The 15,271-nt window shown below is 48.0% G+C and carries 14 protein-coding genes and 1 tRNA gene; 6 read left to right on the forward strand and 9 right to left on the reverse strand.

Going from position 1 to position 15,271, the window contains the following annotated elements; genetic code table 11:
* Nucleotides 1-42 precede the first annotated feature (42 nt).
* From EFBL_RS08005 to EFBL_RS20275, 5 genes are all read right to left on the reverse strand, one after another.
* The gene (locus tag EFBL_RS08005) at nt 43-1,308 is read right to left on the reverse strand and encodes a hypothetical protein (protein ID WP_096181623.1); all 1,266 of its coding nucleotides are present in this window, start codon (nt 1,306-1,308) and stop codon (nt 43-45) included.
* A 936-nt stretch (nt 1,309-2,244) separates the two neighbouring features.
* A complete protein-coding gene (locus EFBL_RS08015) occupies nt 2,245-3,651 on the reverse strand; it encodes a hypothetical protein (protein ID WP_096181625.1) in 1,407 nt (468 codons plus the stop codon).
* 586 nt (nt 3,652-4,237) lie between these two features.
* Complete coding sequence (locus EFBL_RS08020; protein WP_096181626.1) at nt 4,238-4,483, reverse strand: hypothetical protein; 246 nt, start codon at nt 4,481-4,483, stop codon at nt 4,238-4,240.
* A gap of 153 nt (nt 4,484-4,636) precedes the next feature.
* Complete coding sequence (locus EFBL_RS08025) at nt 4,637-5,599, reverse strand: tyrosine-type recombinase/integrase (RefSeq protein WP_165912670.1); 963 nt, start codon at nt 5,597-5,599, stop codon at nt 4,637-4,639.
* Between the two features lie 214 nt (nt 5,600-5,813).
* Nucleotides 5,814-5,910 (reverse strand) — tRNA-Sec (locus EFBL_RS20275).
* A gap of 431 nt (nt 5,911-6,341) precedes the next feature.
* Here EFBL_RS20275 and phnD point away from each other — a divergent pair.
* From phnD to EFBL_RS08040, 3 genes are read left to right on the forward strand one after another with little or no spacing between them, the layout of a single operon-like run.
* Complete coding sequence (gene phnD / locus EFBL_RS08030; protein WP_096181628.1) at nt 6,342-7,268, forward strand: phosphate/phosphite/phosphonate ABC transporter substrate-binding protein; 927 nt, start codon at nt 6,342-6,344, stop codon at nt 7,266-7,268.
* 14 nt (nt 7,269-7,282) lie between these two features.
* On the forward strand, nt 7,283-8,044 hold the full coding sequence (phnE, locus tag EFBL_RS08035) for a phosphonate ABC transporter, permease protein PhnE (RefSeq protein WP_096181629.1): 762 nt from the start codon (nt 7,283-7,285) through the stop codon (nt 8,042-8,044).
* 31 nt (nt 8,045-8,075) lie between these two features.
* Nucleotides 8,076-8,486 (forward strand): DUF2203 domain-containing protein, encoded by a 411-nt coding sequence (locus EFBL_RS08040; protein ID WP_165912671.1) that lies wholly within the window; start codon nt 8,076-8,078, stop codon nt 8,484-8,486.
* Between the two features lie 73 nt (nt 8,487-8,559).
* On the opposite strand, the gene asnB is transcribed toward EFBL_RS08040, so the two are convergent.
* A complete protein-coding gene (asnB, locus tag EFBL_RS08045; RefSeq protein ID WP_096181631.1) occupies nt 8,560-10,404 on the reverse strand; it encodes an asparagine synthase (glutamine-hydrolyzing) in 1,845 nt (614 codons plus the stop codon).
* Between the two features lie 281 nt (nt 10,405-10,685).
* Between asnB and EFBL_RS08050 the strand changes: the two genes are divergently transcribed.
* Together EFBL_RS08050 and EFBL_RS08055 are read left to right on the forward strand one after the other, a co-directional pair.
* Entirely contained in the window at nt 10,686-10,910 is a 225-nt protein-coding gene (locus tag EFBL_RS08050; protein WP_096181632.1) for a hypothetical protein, read from the forward strand.
* A 114-nt stretch (nt 10,911-11,024) separates the two neighbouring features.
* Nucleotides 11,025-11,744, forward strand: coding sequence for an alpha/beta hydrolase family protein (locus EFBL_RS08055; RefSeq protein WP_096181633.1), 720 nt, complete (start codon nt 11,025-11,027; stop codon nt 11,742-11,744).
* Between the two features lie 8 nt (nt 11,745-11,752).
* On the opposite strand, the gene EFBL_RS08060 is transcribed toward EFBL_RS08055, so the two are convergent.
* Nucleotides 11,753-12,658, reverse strand: coding sequence for an RluA family pseudouridine synthase (locus EFBL_RS08060; protein ID WP_165912672.1), 906 nt, complete (start codon nt 12,656-12,658; stop codon nt 11,753-11,755).
* 117 nt (nt 12,659-12,775) lie between these two features.
* On the opposite strand from EFBL_RS08060, the gene EFBL_RS08065 reads away from it, so the two are divergent.
* A complete protein-coding gene (locus EFBL_RS08065; protein ID WP_096181635.1) occupies nt 12,776-13,615 on the forward strand; it encodes a ParB N-terminal domain-containing protein in 840 nt (279 codons plus the stop codon).
* 54 nt (nt 13,616-13,669) lie between these two features.
* Here the strand turns inward: EFBL_RS08065 and EFBL_RS08070 are convergent, their stop codons facing one another.
* Together EFBL_RS08070 and EFBL_RS08075 are read right to left on the reverse strand one after the other, a co-directional pair.
* Nucleotides 13,670-13,948 (reverse strand): hypothetical protein, encoded by a 279-nt coding sequence (locus tag EFBL_RS08070; RefSeq protein WP_096181636.1) that lies wholly within the window; start codon nt 13,946-13,948, stop codon nt 13,670-13,672.
* Nucleotides 13,949-13,964: 16 nt separating this feature from the next.
* Complete coding sequence (locus tag EFBL_RS08075; protein ID WP_096181637.1) at nt 13,965-15,245, reverse strand: ArsB/NhaD family transporter; 1,281 nt, start codon at nt 15,243-15,245, stop codon at nt 13,965-13,967.
* Nucleotides 15,246-15,271 lie beyond the last annotated feature (26 nt).

The following is a 15,271-nucleotide window of genomic DNA, read 5'->3' on the forward strand; positions in this document are numbered from 1 at the left end:
GGTCAGGCTCACTACGGGGCTACATCCCAAAAAACAATCTACCTATCCATTGTGATCTCTAAAATCTGTGTCTACTATTAAGACTAGCATCATTTTCGTGAGTTTTCCTTGTGCCCACTCATTCGAAACGTCGGTGGCGTAGAAATCCACATCCTTGGAAGACATATTTCGGAGTTCCTGAATGATGAAGCAGAGATGGAACTGACAATCTTCAAACTTCCAGGCACGTGCATATTTTTCTGCGTTGAGAGTGGCACTCTTGTACGCACTTTGAAAACCTGTTTTTATATGTTTCAGTTCGATTGCCGCGAGAGGCTTGTCTCCTTGCCGAACGACTAGGTCAATCCGATTTCTTTCAAAATGATATTCGGAGTCGATCACAATCCCACTTTCACGGATATATGGATCAGTCAACCGAAGTCTCAAATAGTAATACCAGAGACAACGCAAAATGCTCTCAGAGTTGATCGTTCCCATTTGACACTCACGCCTTATGTCCTCATTCCAGACCTTTTTGATCGTCCTGTCAATCTTTTCCCGGACAGAGAGAGGGTTCCTTTCACTTACATCATAATTCTCCGGATTCTGTTTCCGGGCAAGAGAGCGATTAAAGTCATCTTCTGACATCTTCAAATGTGATCCGATTCGGAAATAGTCATAATACCCTTCATTGCATTTACGCACGAAAGTTCTCTTGTCGCAGTTAACCTGCTCCGCAAAATTTTCAACGGGATAGAGCACCGGAATGTCGGTCAATGGTTCCAGGGGAACACGAACCAAGTCACCATTTCGCCATAAGGGATTTCCTTTATTATCAAAGAAAGCACCTGCAACACGCTGACGATTGAGATAATCCATAAGGCTTGGCTTATCACATACCCATGTTCCAGCCACCTTAAACATGGTGAACTCACCGAAATCTGATAGTTGAAGTAGGAATCGCACTGAGATATCCAGTTTCGCTGCCACAACATCAGCAAGAAGAACATCATTGGTCACAAACCCTGACTCTTTTCTCAATCTGGACTTGGAATGCTGTTTCTTTTCCAGTTTTTCTGCTTTTGGTAGTGCTTGCTCAATATGAGGCTTGATATCAGGGTGTGCTAATGGAAGCCATTCATTCAGTTGCCTTGGCGACAACTTTTGGAGAACTCCAGGATTAAGGGCCGTAACCTGCTCGGGTGTCAGAGCAAACAACTGCTCAGTCGATAACTTTTTGAAGTCTTCACCCCTGACCTTGGTAAAAAAAGAGGGGTGGACGTTCCCAATTTCTTTGGGTGGTAACTTTAGAAACTCCTTGATGGACAACGATCATCACTTCCTTAACTAAGTTGTCGACCCCAAGGATAACAAAGTCGGCCATGCTTGTAAAATCGGAATATTGGAAAAATTAAATGAATAACGGAATAGTCCACGATCCAGCCGGAAAGATGTGGGACATCGGAATGAAACGGAATGAAAAAAATTTTTGACGTGTGCGTTTTCCAAGGGCTTTAATGGGTTAAATTGTTAAAGTGGATCGAACTCTCCTTGAAGTCCGTTCATCTACACAGTATTCAGGAGATTCAGTCATGTTTCACATCCTTCAGGGCTTCCTCCACATGGATGTAGAGATGCGGTGGCGAATTGGGAAAGCGCTTTTTCTCTACGAGACACGATTCCAGAAGTGTTTCAACTTCTTCCGGTAATTTCATCTCCCCGCAAAAAATTCAGAAGTAAAAAGGAGTCCCGACCAGCAGGCAGGAAATGCCCTCACGCTCTAAGGAACAATTGCCGACCTGCCTCACAACCGGATGTCCGCAATTCTCGCAACGCATCATACAAGCCCCTCCTCTCACGATTCAAGTATACCAGATTGCCTCTCTGGTTACTCTGAACCGACTTTCTAGAAGTACGGTAAAAGGTCATGAAAGGATGGCCCAGCCCCACAAGAACGAGTGGTTGATTGAGAATTTTCAGACGGGCTGGGCACGAACATCAACAAACGCCAAAGGCGGGAAGGAAAAGGGGAAACAACTTCCAACGTTCGCAATCAAAAATGACCGTATGTTACACCTGCCCCCTCTCTCGGAAACAAAACCATAGGCTCGGTGAAAGGACCAACACCGCCACAACCACCGCCTCCCTGGCCCGGTTTCGGATCAGGAAAGAGAATCGGGGGCATTGGCTGAACGGCAGAGGTAGGAGACAGAAAACCCTGGGAGAGGACCCCCCTACCCTCTCCCCCTGATTTAATATGACACATCAGTTTCCACTTTCGTTAGAGGTGGAGAGTTGAGACCTCAGTTTGCGGATGTGGGTGTGTGAAAGCCCCATCAAATCAGCCAGTTTGCGGTTTGATGTATTTTCATGTTCGGCAAGAAGATGGCGTAATTCTTCCAGTCTATCTTTAAATCGTTCTTTGCGTTCATGCTGATATTGTTCCATTGGCCGGACTCCCCTTTGGCGGCGTTTCTCTGACTGAAACTTGGTATTCCGCCGTCTTACCTCCTCACGACTGATTATGGTCTGCAGGTGTTTCTGTTCGTCTGCAGTGATGGAGAGCATTCTTATTAGAGTTTCGTTTGTGTAATTGTACCCTGCGGCTTGAAATCCATTTTGCTGGGCCAACGTATTTAATGTCTTATCTTGCAAGCGATTCCAACCTCGAAGCGCACCTTTGAAGGCACCCAACACCTCCCAATCATGAAGCGGTTCCATGAGTCGGGTGTTCATTTCCTTGATTGCTTGGAAAGTGGCTTCTTGGTCGCCGGAATTGCAGAGAAAGTGATATCCGTAGACAAAAAGAAATATCGCACGGCAGTTAAAAAGGTACCCGTTGCGCATGGAGAGCAGGGTTTCCAAATCCTTGACACGACTGTAATTCAAACTGTGGAGGTTATGAAAACGATGGTGAATCTTTGGTTGGTCGAACGATGGGGGTTTTTTTTTCTTTTCCGAGGAGGAGAAACATCTTGATTGGGGGCGCTTTGGTGATTTTGGGGGAGTTGGGGGTAAATACTCGTCGACGAATTCCCAAATCGAATAGCGTCGCTCGTTCCGATATTCCACAACAACTTCTTCCTGGTTTTTGGAGTTGATTCCTCCATCGCACCGAAAGACCCGTGATGGTTCGAGGACGGCGGGGTCGGAGCCAAATTCGTCAAAGAGTTTGTGCAGGAATTGTTCGACTTGATCCCAAACTTCACGCTTGAAAAAGGGGATGGGCTCCAAAAGCCACACCAATTGGATGCCACGACCCGAGAGGATATTGTAGGAGGGTTCGGGAACCTGTTTTCCGAAGAACTCATTCTCAAGTATTTTGAGAACCTTTTTCGGTGTCAGGTTTTTCTTGTAGCAATCCAGATCCACGTAGAGTGCTCGGAACTCCTTCAAGTTCGTGGCTGTACGGCCGATTCTGTAAAAGTCATTCATTGAAAAATAGAAGTCGTTACCGACCCACTTCTGGAGCAGATCCACAGTGATGTCCTCCAACTTGTAGTGGAATTGGCGGTGGTTCTTTTTTTCTTTTCCCTTTTTTCTGTGCTTCTCGATCTTGAACAGCGCGATGTAGCCGTCGCTGTTTCCGTGGTGGAACCGGATATGCCGCAATGCCGTTGCGGCGTGGTCTCTCTGCTTCTGCAGAGCATTTAATTCTCTTGCTGACAACACTTTGTTGGTCCTCCTTATTTTAGGAGCACCCCAAACAAAGCAAAAAGGCCTGCCACCCAATTCAAGCAGCAGGCCAAGGTTTATCCAAGAAAACTTGCGCATCCAGCAACATTTTGGTATACTAATATTGAAGATGCTGCGGAAGCGCATAAGCGCCTGGTGCCGGGTAGGGGTCGGCGTCAGATCGATAGGTTTTCCAGAACCTATCGACCCGTGCTCTTTTTATTTTGTTCGGAATGCAATAAAGAGAACCGAAAATGGTCTCAGTTGAGCCAAGCGGCCAACGTTTTCACGAAAATATACAGACGTGAATGGAAAATACAGGAGTAAATGAGGATCGTTCATCGAATCAAGTGAATGCAGAATGTGGAAAATCCAAGAAGCAAAAACTGAAGATTTTGGTGAAACGGTGAAAACGAGGGTATTCAAGAACCTCCGTGATACGGAGGTTAAGAGAGGAAGGTTATGTTAATTTCATTATACTTCGAAACGTGTGTTCGTACAAGTTTATTGACCCAAACATCTGTGAAAAATCATTGATTGAAAAGCAGCCAATCCTGGTATACCCCCAGGATTGGCTATATTTTTACGAATTCAGTTTGTACTTTGCACAATCCTCTGCGTAACTGAGTTGATGGAGGATCATTTCAAGAATGGCCCCAAAATGATGCTCCCTCGCGGAATATGCCTCCCGCATTGCATCGTCTAGCAGTTCTGTCGCCTGACGAATATTTTGGGCGATCATTTTGACCCCAGTGGAGGGAGTTGAATTGCATAGTAGCCCACTCACCTCAGAAATACCTTTCATACTTACAGATGATTGATTGTTCATGGTGGATACCTCCAAATATGTGTAAACTCACAACCGGTTTTGATGTTGGTTGTGGCCATAAAGGAGGTGAGGGGTATCTTGGGACAACTTCTACTTCAAAATTATAAACGCATACGGACGCAATTTCAAATTTTTCGAGAAAAAATTTTTTGTCTAGATTTTTATCCTTGAAAATGGGGAGTACTTTTCGTGCTGACTCTTGATATCCCCAGGAGCCATATGAATGTACTTTCTGACCATGTACATGGAAGAGTGCCCAAGGATCCGTTGTAGAGAAAAGGGGTCACCGCCGTTCAGAATGTAAAGCAGGGCAAAGGTATGTCGAAAGGTATGTGGAGACACCCTTTTTGAAGTGATGCCCGCCTTTTTGCCGTATTCTGCAAGTTTCCGTCTCCAATGTCCCACCGTAAAGGGTTTTCCTTCATACGAAACAAAAACATAATCGGTATCGAAATCTGTGTTTTCATCCATCAATTCCGCAAGCAACCGAGCGATTTTCTTTGTTATCGGAATCTGGCGATACTTTCGGGATTTTGCATTTTCTGCGGGGATATCTATCAAAAGAGTTCGAAAGTTTACATGGTTGACTTTCATATGAAGCAATTCATTGATGCGTATGCCCGTTTCAAGGAGCAGACAAATCATCGTATAGTCACGAAGTCCAACATATGTACTTGTATCAATTTGGTCGAGGAGCCGTTTGATTTCCTCGATCGTGAGGGATTCGATTTTGTCTTCTTCGACCTTCAAGATCTTGATTTGCTCGTGAAGCGGAAACTCCAGCATGCCTTCTTTGTAACAAAACCGCAGAAATGCCTTAAGGGGTCGAATACGCACATTTATCGTCATGTTCGAAAGCCCTTTTTCATGCAGCATGTAATGGATGTAGTCCCGGATGATGGTAATATCGATTTCTCTGATGAAAGCATCTTGTCCCAACCACTCTAAGAAATAGCGGAAAAATGTTCGGTGGTCGTCAAGTGTCCGAGGAGCCAACCCTTCAATTTCCTTAACACGAATGAACTGTTGGAACGCTTCGATGATCGTAAGACCCTCATGAAAGCGCTCCGTTGAAATGTTGCTTCGCTTGAGTTTTCGATGTGTTTTCGGAAACATGAAAAAACAACCTCCCAAATGGTAATAACCCTTTGGTGGTTGTTTCCTGTGAACAGAGTGTTTTCGGAGTAAACGTTCTTTTTGACAACAGGTCTCCGGTCTACGGTAATTTTCCCCCGAAAGACCGTACGCCTGGATGAGTTTGTTTTTCCCCGATTTCTTTCTCGTTGATACTCGTTTGAATCTAAATAATTCTTGATTTGAAAAGGAAAAATGGCGGAAGCGTGTGGGAATCGAACCCACCTGAGACATCCCATGCCTCACGCTCGGTTTTGAAGACCGGGAGGGACACCAGTACCCCATCCGCCTCCGTATATATTGTCCTCTCCACTGTTATAATTGGACAAATATCAATATACCAAATCAGGACAGGGAACTCAAGACATAGTTCTTGGAAAGGATGCCGGAGAACGCCAGTCAAACCAAACCCATGAAGATATTGACCGTTTTTAGGTCTGTCCCGACAAGTTTCCCACCGAATAGGGGTGGCCATGGGCATGTTGACGGCTTCCTGGTTGTTTGCTGTCCACATCATTATTTTACTGATCTCCGTGGCATTCGAAAGTTGCAGGGAGCATTAACCATCATGAGCTATCTTATCACGGAGAATCGACGACAAGCGGGTGCAATTCCGTATATCCCGCTAGGATAACGAAAATATCATGTTGCATACCAGAAGTAATAGGTTGTATAATCTTTTTATATTTTGACCTGTACATTCTGGATCAATAGGAGAGTGACCATGAAACGCAGTAGAATTTTGGTACTGGTTGTTACTTTGATCATGTCACTGGTGGTGGCCGCGTGCGGCAGTGCGTCCAAGCCGCAGGATAACAAGAACGGAACGGCAACGCCGCCGGCGGCAGAGAATAAGAAAGAGTTCCTTGTGGGGATCATCCCGGCGGAAGCCAAGTTCTCCGGCAGCTCCAAGGAGAAGCTGCAGCAGTATCTGTCTGAAAAAATCGGACAAAATGTGGTGGTGAAGGATTATCCTGACTACAATGGCGTGGTGGAGGCACTGAATGCCGGAAAAATCCAGCTGGCCTATCTGGGACCGCTCACCTATGTGATTGCCCATCACCAAAGCGGTGCGAAACCGGTGGTGGTTCGTACAACCAACGGTGGAAAGCCATTCTACTACTCTTACATCATCACACCGGCTGATTCCAAGTTGAACACGCTGGATGACCTTGTCAAGAACTCTAAGGAACTGAAGTTTGCCTTCGGTGATATCAACTCCACTTCCGGTTCTCTTGTGCCTGGAGCCGAGTTGCGCAGGCAGGGTGTCTTTACGGACAGAAACACCCACAAATTCAAGGAACTGGCCTACACGGGCTCGCATGATATCACGGCTAAATCCATACAGGCCAAAAAGTATGACGCAGGAGCCATTGACTCCGCATACTTTGACAAGCTGATCGCCAAAGGCGAAATCAAGAAAGAAGACTACAAAATCATCTGGAAATCGGAGGAACTCTTCCAGTATCCGTTCGCAGTCAATAAGGACGTAAGCGACGACACTGTGAAGAAACTCCAGGACGCGTTTGTTGCGCTCAAGGATAAAGAGATTCTCGATGCGTTTGCGGCAGACGGGTTTGTGGTAACGAAGAACGAAGACTTTGAGGCGATCCGGAAAGTGGCAGAATCGGAAGGACGTCTGAAGAAGTAGACGGCGGTGGTTGCATGGAACCGAAGCATCGAACGGTGCGGCGAAAGATTCTGTTCGCCGCACTTCTTCTGATTATGGGCTGGGCAACGGTGGGAGTGGGACTCAACCCGGAGGATTTTTTGGATATAGGAAAAACATTTCAATTTATGCTGCGGTTCTTTCCTCCAGACACGAGTGTTCTGAAGGAGGCAATTGAGCAATCGGTTGTTACGTTGCAGATCGCCTTGACAGGGACATTCTATGCCTTGGTAGTCGCTTTCCCCTGCAGTTTTTTGCTTGCTCGTAACACGGGGCCGAAAGGACTATCCGGGATCCTGCGCAGCATTTTCAGCTTTGTGCGTTCTGTCCCGGAAATTGTCTGGGGATTGTTGTTTGTTGTCACAGTGGGACTGGGACCGGTTGCCGGTGTGATAGCCATTTTCCTTCACAATATCGGGGTGCTGGGAAAACTGATTTCGGAACTCGTGGAGGCGTCTGATAAAGAAACACAAGAAGCGATTATCGCAGTGGGCGGAAACAAAGTTCATACAATTGGATTCGCGATTGTTCCGGAAATTCTCCCCAACGTGCTTTCCCAGTATTTTTACAGGCTGGAAGTGGGAATACGGACTTCTCTGATTCTTGGCGTTATTGGTGCCGGGGGAATCGGAAACATGTTGTTTATCGATTTCAAAGTATTTGAATACCCTGCCGTCCTGACGGAAATTATTGTGATCATGATTCTGGTCTTGTTGATCGATGCTGTGGGTGCATGGGTTCGCAAGAAAGTGATGTAGTGGTATGATGGGAGAAGGGAGGGAGCTGCTGATGAAACGCTATTTTACGGTGGAGGAAGCCAATCGGCAATTGCCTTTGATTGAACCTCTTCTCCTCAACCTGCAAAACCTGAAACAGGAAATCACCAGAAAGAACCAGGAACTGCAAACTGCCAAATCGCTCTTCGTAGGTTTAGCCGCACCGGATGCGTTCTTTGCGGAAGAGGCGGGAATCGAGTTTCTGGTGATGCATGCCAACAGCCTGATCGCCAAAGTGCAGGAGTATGGTGCCGAAATTAAAAATGTGGACTTGGGCCTGATTGATTTTTATACCATTATGGACGGACAAGAGGCATGTCTGTGCTGGAAACTTGGAGAACCGCACAAAATTCAATACTGGCACGGATTGCATGAAGGGTTTTTGGGACGGAAACCCATAACCCGGATGGACAATCCCCACTAAGCGCAAACAAACAGACCTTCCCGCGGATGCAGCGAGCTTGTTATCCGTGATGCGGAAAGGTCTTTTTTATAAATCATACGATTCGTACTCTATACTCCTTCAGCCAATAGTTAACCTGCGCCAGGTAGGCGTACATTTGCGGAACGCTCATCAGTTGTCCGTACCAGGGAAGGTGGGTGGTGTCCGCATCGGCTTGCAGAAGTGAGCGTACTGCGCCTTCGTCAATCAATTGCAGGAGAGGGGAGGCGGGATCCTCCAGAATCTCCGACAACCAGTTTCTGACTGCTCTTGTGTAAGCCGGGTTATGGGTTTTAGGGTAAGGGCTCTTCCTCCGATAAAGTACATCTTCCGGCAGAATGCCTCTCATCGCCCGACGGATAATCCCCTTTTCCCTGCCGTCACAGCTTTTCATTTCCCAAGGAATATTCCAGACGTATTCAACCAGCCGGTGATCACAATAGGGAACACGTCCCTCCAGGCCTGCAGCCATTGTCATCCGGTCTTTCCGATCGAGCAATTGAGCCATAAACCAACAGATGTTGAGGTAGAACATTTCCCTCCTGCGGGCATCCAACGGATTCTCTCCCGGCAGGCGGGGAACTTCCGCCAGTGTTTCTTCATACCTCCTGGTGACGTAATCCTCCGGCTGAATATAGTGCACAAGCTCCGGCTTTAACAGACTGGCCCTTTCCCGTGTTTTGCGAAGCCAGGGGAACGTATTGCTGTTCATGGCATCTTCCCTGTGAAACCACGGATATCCCCCAAACAATTCATCCGCGCACTCGCCGGACAGAACCACTGTTGTTTCTTTTTTAATTTCACTGGCAAACAGATAAAGGGAGGAATCCACATCCACCTGACCTGGTAAATCCCTGGCTGCAACCGCTGTGGTAAGAGCTTCAACCAGTTCAGGAGTGTCGACATAGACGGAGTGATGCTTTGTGCCAAAGTGTTCGGCTACTCTTTTGATCCAGGGGGCATCCGAATTGGGCTGAAACTCATGGGCCCTGAAATGCAAGTCATTGTCAACGTAATCAATACTGTAAGTGTCCAGTTTTCCCAGGCCATCCCGTTGAAAAGCGAGGGCTGCCACTGCGGTGATAACACTTGAATCGAGCCCGCCTGACAGCAGGGTGCCAATTGGCACATCCGATACCAACTGCCGCTCGATCGAGTCGATCAACAGTTCTCGAAGTTTGCTTACGGTGGCATCCAGATCCTCTTCATGGGGGCGGCTTTCCAGTTTCCAGTACTGACGGATACGGGTGCCATGGACATCAACCATCATGCAGCAGCCGGGCCGCAGCTCTTTGATTCCTCTGTAGACCCCATGTCCCGGTGTGCGGGAAGGTCCGAGTGCGAAGACCTCAGCCAAACCTTCCGCGTCTATCGTTGCTTCCACAGATGGATGGGCGAGCAAGGCTTTCAGCTCTGACCCAAACAGAAAGGATCCGATTTGTTCCATATAAAAAAGCGGTTTTACCCCCAACCGGTCACGGGCAAGAAACAGTTGCTGCTGCGGTTCGCTCCAGATGGCAAAAGCAAAAATTCCGTTCAGTCGTTCCACACATTCAGGTCCCCACTCCATATAGGAAGTCAGCAGCACCTCCGTATCAGAATGGGAGCGGAAGGAATGTCCGCGGGCTATCAGCTCCTTCCTGAGGTCTTCCGTATTGTACAATTCACCGTTATAGATAATTGTGAATTGGGAATCACCGCGGTGCCTGGTCATCGGCTGTGTGCCCCCCACCGGATCCACAACAGTCAAACGGCGATGGCCCAAAGCGGCGCGGGGCGTAATGTAATATCCTTCCGCATCCGGACCCCGAAAACGCAATGCGGCAGTCATTGCTTCCAATACGGTTTTCTGCAAAGTCAGATTCTTAGTCCAATCTATCCAGCCTGTGATACCACACATGCCCGATCACCTCTTGTAATAGTAAAAAAGCTTCAAGACACACCCTTATCTGTTGCGCCTTGGAGCATTCTATGCCGTGCTCTGGGCATTTGTCACGATTTCATGTATAGTCGGTTTAAGGTCTCAGGAAGGAGGAACTGCATGTTTCTTTATTGAAACCCGGAGCAGGTTTTACGGTTGAAACAAATGCAGATTCTACAGCATGAACAGGTACTGGCAGGGTCATACTGGGGAAGAATGGGACTTCATTCCATACCAGGAAGGAGTAAAGATCGGCCACTATGAACGAGGTAACTGTATTTGTGGATGAAACTGCCGTAACTCTGCCGATACATACCCAAGTGGCACAAGCGATCCGTGCCTATCTGTCACATCGCGATCCGGACCTGATCAAACTGTTGGATCGCAGGGAACTGTATGCTGTGGACCCTGTCGGCTGTCAGGTGGAAGAGCACTGTTCACTGAAGCATGGGATGCGGATTTATGTGCGAAAACTTCAAAAGTAATTGGAACACAGGGTGCCTTTCTGCTTAAGGAAGGCCTTTTTTCTTGCCATGAATGGCCCATGCGGCCTCGGGGCAAAGTAGTCAATACGAGTATTGGCTACGGAGGAGAATCGAATGATTCATGTCGACAAAATCATGATCCGTGATATACCGGTTTACAGGGTGCAGGATGGGAAGGCGTCGCGTAACCCGGTGGTCATTGCTCTGCATGGGCTGGGGAAGAACAAGGAATCCTTGCTTCCTTATGCGGAAAGTTTTGCCGGTCAGGGAGCTGCCGTTTTGATTCCCGATGCTCCCCGGCATGGAGAACGGGCATCCGGCGGAAAGGGTGTGTCTTTGAACTCTGTGCACAAGTTGTTCCCGATTCTTGTGAAATGTCTCAAGGATGTGGGAACCCTGCTCGAATTTGTCAAAAGCGACGAGCGATATGATGCAACTCGAATCGGCATCACGGGAGTCTCAATGGGGGGAGCCGTGACCCTTGGCGCGTTGGCCAACCACCCGGAGATCAAAACGGGTGTAGCGCTGTTGACCATGGACAGTGCCAGAAAGTTTGCCCGTCATCACAGGTGGCCCAAGGTAATGTGGCCTGCTGCCTCTTATCTGGACTCGCTGTTGGACCGAAAACGCATCCCTCCCCGCTCCCTGTTGATGCTAAACGGCTCTGAGGACCCGTTGATCCCTGTTGCGGAGGTCCGTGAATTTGTTGCGGAATTGAAAACCATGTACCGGAATAACGGGCGAGTCGAAATGATCGAATACCCGGGTGTGGGGCATGAGGTGGTACCGGATATGGTTTCCAAGACAAGTGAATGGTTTGCAAACCATCTTTAGGGAGCCATCTAAAGATTTCGAACCCTCTCCATTGCCGACTGCATGTCTTCCGGCAATGGAGCTTCCAGTTCCATGCTTTCGCCGGTTCCCGGGTGTGTAAACGACAAGCGAAGGGCATGGAGGGCCTGTCGTTTGATCAAGGGAGAGGCTTTCCCATATTGACGGTCTCCCAGCACCGGATACCCGAAGTGTGCCAGGTGAACCCGAATCTGGTGAGTTCTCCCGGTTTCCAGAGACAATTCAAGCAAGCTGATCGGCCCCAGTCTTTCCAGGACCTTATAATGTGTGACGGCGGGATCACCGTCCTCCCTGACTTTTCTTTTGGAGGGGGTACGAGGATTCTTTCCAATAGGGTACTTCAGTGTCCCCGTATCCTCTTCCGGTTCACCCTCCACCAAAGCCACATACACCCTGTCCAGCTGTCCTTCCCGCAATTGGCGGTCCAGGTGCTGATGGGAATAGGCCGATTTTCCCACAATCAGAATTCCCGATGTGTCCCGATCCAACCGGTGAATGGGTCGCACAGGCAACTGCAGTCCTTGTTGCTGCCAATGCCATGCAATACCATTGGCAAGAGTCCCGGATTGTCCCGGGTGAATCGGATGTACGTTGATGCCGGACGGTTTGTCCACGACCAGTATCGTGTCATCTTCAAACAATACAGGAAAGGGGATTTGCTCCGGTTGCAAGGATTGACGGGTGGTAACTTCCGTTGCCACCTGGACCACATGTCCGGATTTTACCTGCCGTTTCAAAAAGGTGGGCTTCCCATTATATAGGATCCCTTTGCTGCGGGTCAGTTTCTGAATCATACGCCGTGAAATCCGCATAGGACCGGTCAATATATCTTGCAGAAAAGCACCGTCCAACTCTTTCGGAATTGTAAACTCCAGCCAACCGCGATTCTTCTTCATCATACGTCCTGCTTTCCCTTGGATTCAAGAGGGATGATATCATAGGGGAAAAAGATAGACAAATTTTTAAAAAAATCATATATTTAGAATAAAATATTAAAATGGGGGGGAGTGGACTTGGAGTTTGTTACGATTCACGAGTTGGCCCGGTTATCCGGTGTATCCACAGCAACGATTCGTCTAGACATCAAGGCCGGCAGGCTCCCCATCGCCGCTCCGGGGAAACGGGGGAGAGGAAACCCCACACGAATTCGGATCAAAGACTTGGAGAATTCAGACCGGCTCCAATACCAACAACTTGCTCGAAGGGTGACACAGGATGGAACCTTGGGGCTTATGACAAACGAACGGGATACCGGAAAGTTCAGCGTGAGTGAATTGGCCTTGCGTACAGGGCTGTCACCCCAGGTAGTCCGAAAGGATATAATTGACGGCAAGCTGAGGGCCGAAGGCGGCGGCAGGAGGGGAAGTCCCTATTTTATTTTGCTTGAAAACCTGGCAGATGCTGGCCGAATGGAGTATCGCAGACTGGTGGAAAGCCAGCGCTTGCCGGACGACCAGGCGTTGGAAAGCCTTCGCAGCGAAATCTCTCAGATCCGCAAAGAAATTCAATCGATTAAAGAGAAACTGCACGTCATTGAAGCGGGAAGCGGTATCTTGCAATCAGACATTGCTTCCGGATTGCATCAGCAAAACGACGTTCCGCCGCAGGACATAGTCCGGGTGCCGGTGGAATCGGTAATTCTGCCTGCAGTTTTTGCGGGATATTATGTCAGCGATGAGAAACTGAAACAATTGAAAAACAGAATTCGCAACGGCGAACAACCGGACCCGATTCTTGTCCGCAGGATGGAGAATGGGAAATATCTGTTGCGCAAAGGCATTGCCCAGTATCATGTGGCACAGGAGATGGGCTTGAATACACTGCCCGCCTGCCTGGAGAGTTCAGAAGAATAAGAAGAGTCCCTTCTTTTGCGGAAGAAGGGACTCTTTGTTCTGGGAGGAAAGAGTTTACGACCAGGTGAGGCTTTTGACCAACTGGTGCTTAAACAGACACAAAATGAAATCAATGTAATATTCTTTCCTTACAATCACTTGGTATTCGTGATCCGGATGCGTATAGAACAAGGCATCCGTATGGATGTCATTATGGTCAAAATCTGCCCGAACCTGCCGGATCGCCTGAAGATACTGATCTTCATCCTTAATCTTGATAATAAATTCAATATCGTTCTCATTCTTTTGCTCTGTAATGCTAAGGGCGTTTTCGTCATATTGGTAACGGATCAATCCAAGCCCTCCTTGCTTAAATAAGATACCGCAGATATATATATACACTTGAAAGTATAATGGACAAGATCATTAATGGAAACCCGATCCACAAAAATTTAAGAAATGAGATATGTTGGCCTTCCTTTGCGGCAAGTCCGGCCACAATTACGTTGGCGCTGGCTCCGATCAGAGATCCGTTGCCTCCCAGACATGCACCCAAAGCCAAACTCCACCAGAGCGGTTCCAGATTGGTAATTCCCAGGTTGCCCATCTCTTTGATCATGGGAATCATGGTGGCAACAAACGGGATATTGTCAACAAACGCAGAGGCGATGGCGCTTAACCAGAGAATCAACATGGCGGTGGCTGTCAGATCGCCGCCCGTAAGGTCAATTGACTGTTTGGCGAGTGCAGCAATTACACCGGTCTCGATCAGGCCGGAAACGAGGACAAACAAACCGATAAAGAAGAAAATCGTTGACCATTCCACCTTCTCCCAAGCCTCTTCCAGATAGTGCTCCCCGGTCAGAAGCAGCAGCAGAAACGCCCCCGCAATCGCAACGGTGGCAGATTCCAGATGCAGAGCCTGGTGCAGGAAAAATCCGAGTATCGTCACCCCCAGGACAAAAAGGCATTTTCTCAGCAAGCTCCGGTCCGTCAATTCATCTTTCTCGTTCAGTTCCATAATACTCTCTTGCAGTTCCTTTGTTGTTTTCAACTGTTTGCGGTAGATCAAGACCAGGATGGCGATTGTTATTGCCAGAATCACGAATGAAACGGCCGCCAGGTTGTTGATAAAGTCCATGAAAGACAGTTCTTCCACGGCATTCCCGATCATGATGTTGGGAGGATCCCCGATGAGGGTAGCCGTTCCCCCGATATTGGACACCAGAATCTGGCTGATCAGAAAGGGAAGGGGTGGCACCTTCAATTGCCGGGTAATGCTGAACGTGACCGGAACCATCAGTAAAACGGTTGTCACATTGTCGAGAAAAGCGGAAGCAACAGCTGTGATTAGATTCAGGGCAACAAAAATCCTGACCGGATTTCCGTTTGCTTTCTTGGCCGAAAGAATCGCCAAATACTTGAACAAGCCGGTCTGGGCCGTAATGGTGACGATAATCATCATGCCGGTCAGCAATCCCAATGTGCCGAAGTCGATATGATGAATGGCCGTTTCCTGATTCACGACCCCAAGCGCTACCATTAAAATGCCGCCTATCATGGCCACAATTGTACGATGGATTTTTTCGCTGATAATAAAGCCGTAAGTTAGCAAAAAAATCCCGATTGCCAAAATTGCCTGTTGGTCCATCATTCACCTTCCTGATTTGTGGTGTG

It is taken from the genome of Effusibacillus lacus, from assembly GCF_002335525.1.
Classification (GTDB): Bacteria; Bacillota; Bacilli; order Tumebacillales; family Effusibacillaceae; genus Effusibacillus; species Effusibacillus lacus.

Excerpts from the sequence above, each read along its gene's own strand:
- EFBL_RS08075 (WP_096181637.1), bottom strand. The coding sequence starts at position 15,245 with ATGGACCAACAGGCAATTTTGGCAATCGGGATTTTTTTGCTAACTTAC.
- asnB (WP_096181631.1), bottom strand. The coding sequence starts at position 10,404 with ATGTGTGGTATCACAGGCTGGATAGATTGGACTAAGAATCTGACTTTG.
- EFBL_RS08055 (WP_096181633.1), top strand. The coding sequence starts at position 11,025 with ATGATTCATGTCGACAAAATCATGATCCGTGATATACCGGTTTACAGG.
- EFBL_RS08020 (WP_096181626.1), bottom strand. The coding sequence starts at position 4,483 with ATGAACAATCAATCATCTGTAAGTATGAAAGGTATTTCTGAGGTGAGT.
- EFBL_RS08040 (WP_165912671.1), top strand. The coding sequence starts at position 8,076 with ATGAAACGCTATTTTACGGTGGAGGAAGCCAATCGGCAATTGCCTTTG.
- EFBL_RS08050 (WP_096181632.1), top strand. The coding sequence starts at position 10,686 with ATGAACGAGGTAACTGTATTTGTGGATGAAACTGCCGTAACTCTGCCG.
- phnD (WP_096181628.1), top strand. The coding sequence starts at position 6,342 with ATGAAACGCAGTAGAATTTTGGTACTGGTTGTTACTTTGATCATGTCA.
- EFBL_RS08060 (WP_165912672.1), bottom strand. The coding sequence starts at position 12,658 with ATGAAGAAGAATCGCGGTTGGCTGGAGTTTACAATTCCGAAAGAGTTG.
- phnE (WP_096181629.1), top strand. The coding sequence starts at position 7,283 with ATGGAACCGAAGCATCGAACGGTGCGGCGAAAGATTCTGTTCGCCGCA.
- EFBL_RS08025 (WP_165912670.1), bottom strand. The coding sequence starts at position 5,599 with ATGTTTCCGAAAACACATCGAAAACTCAAGCGAAGCAACATTTCAACG.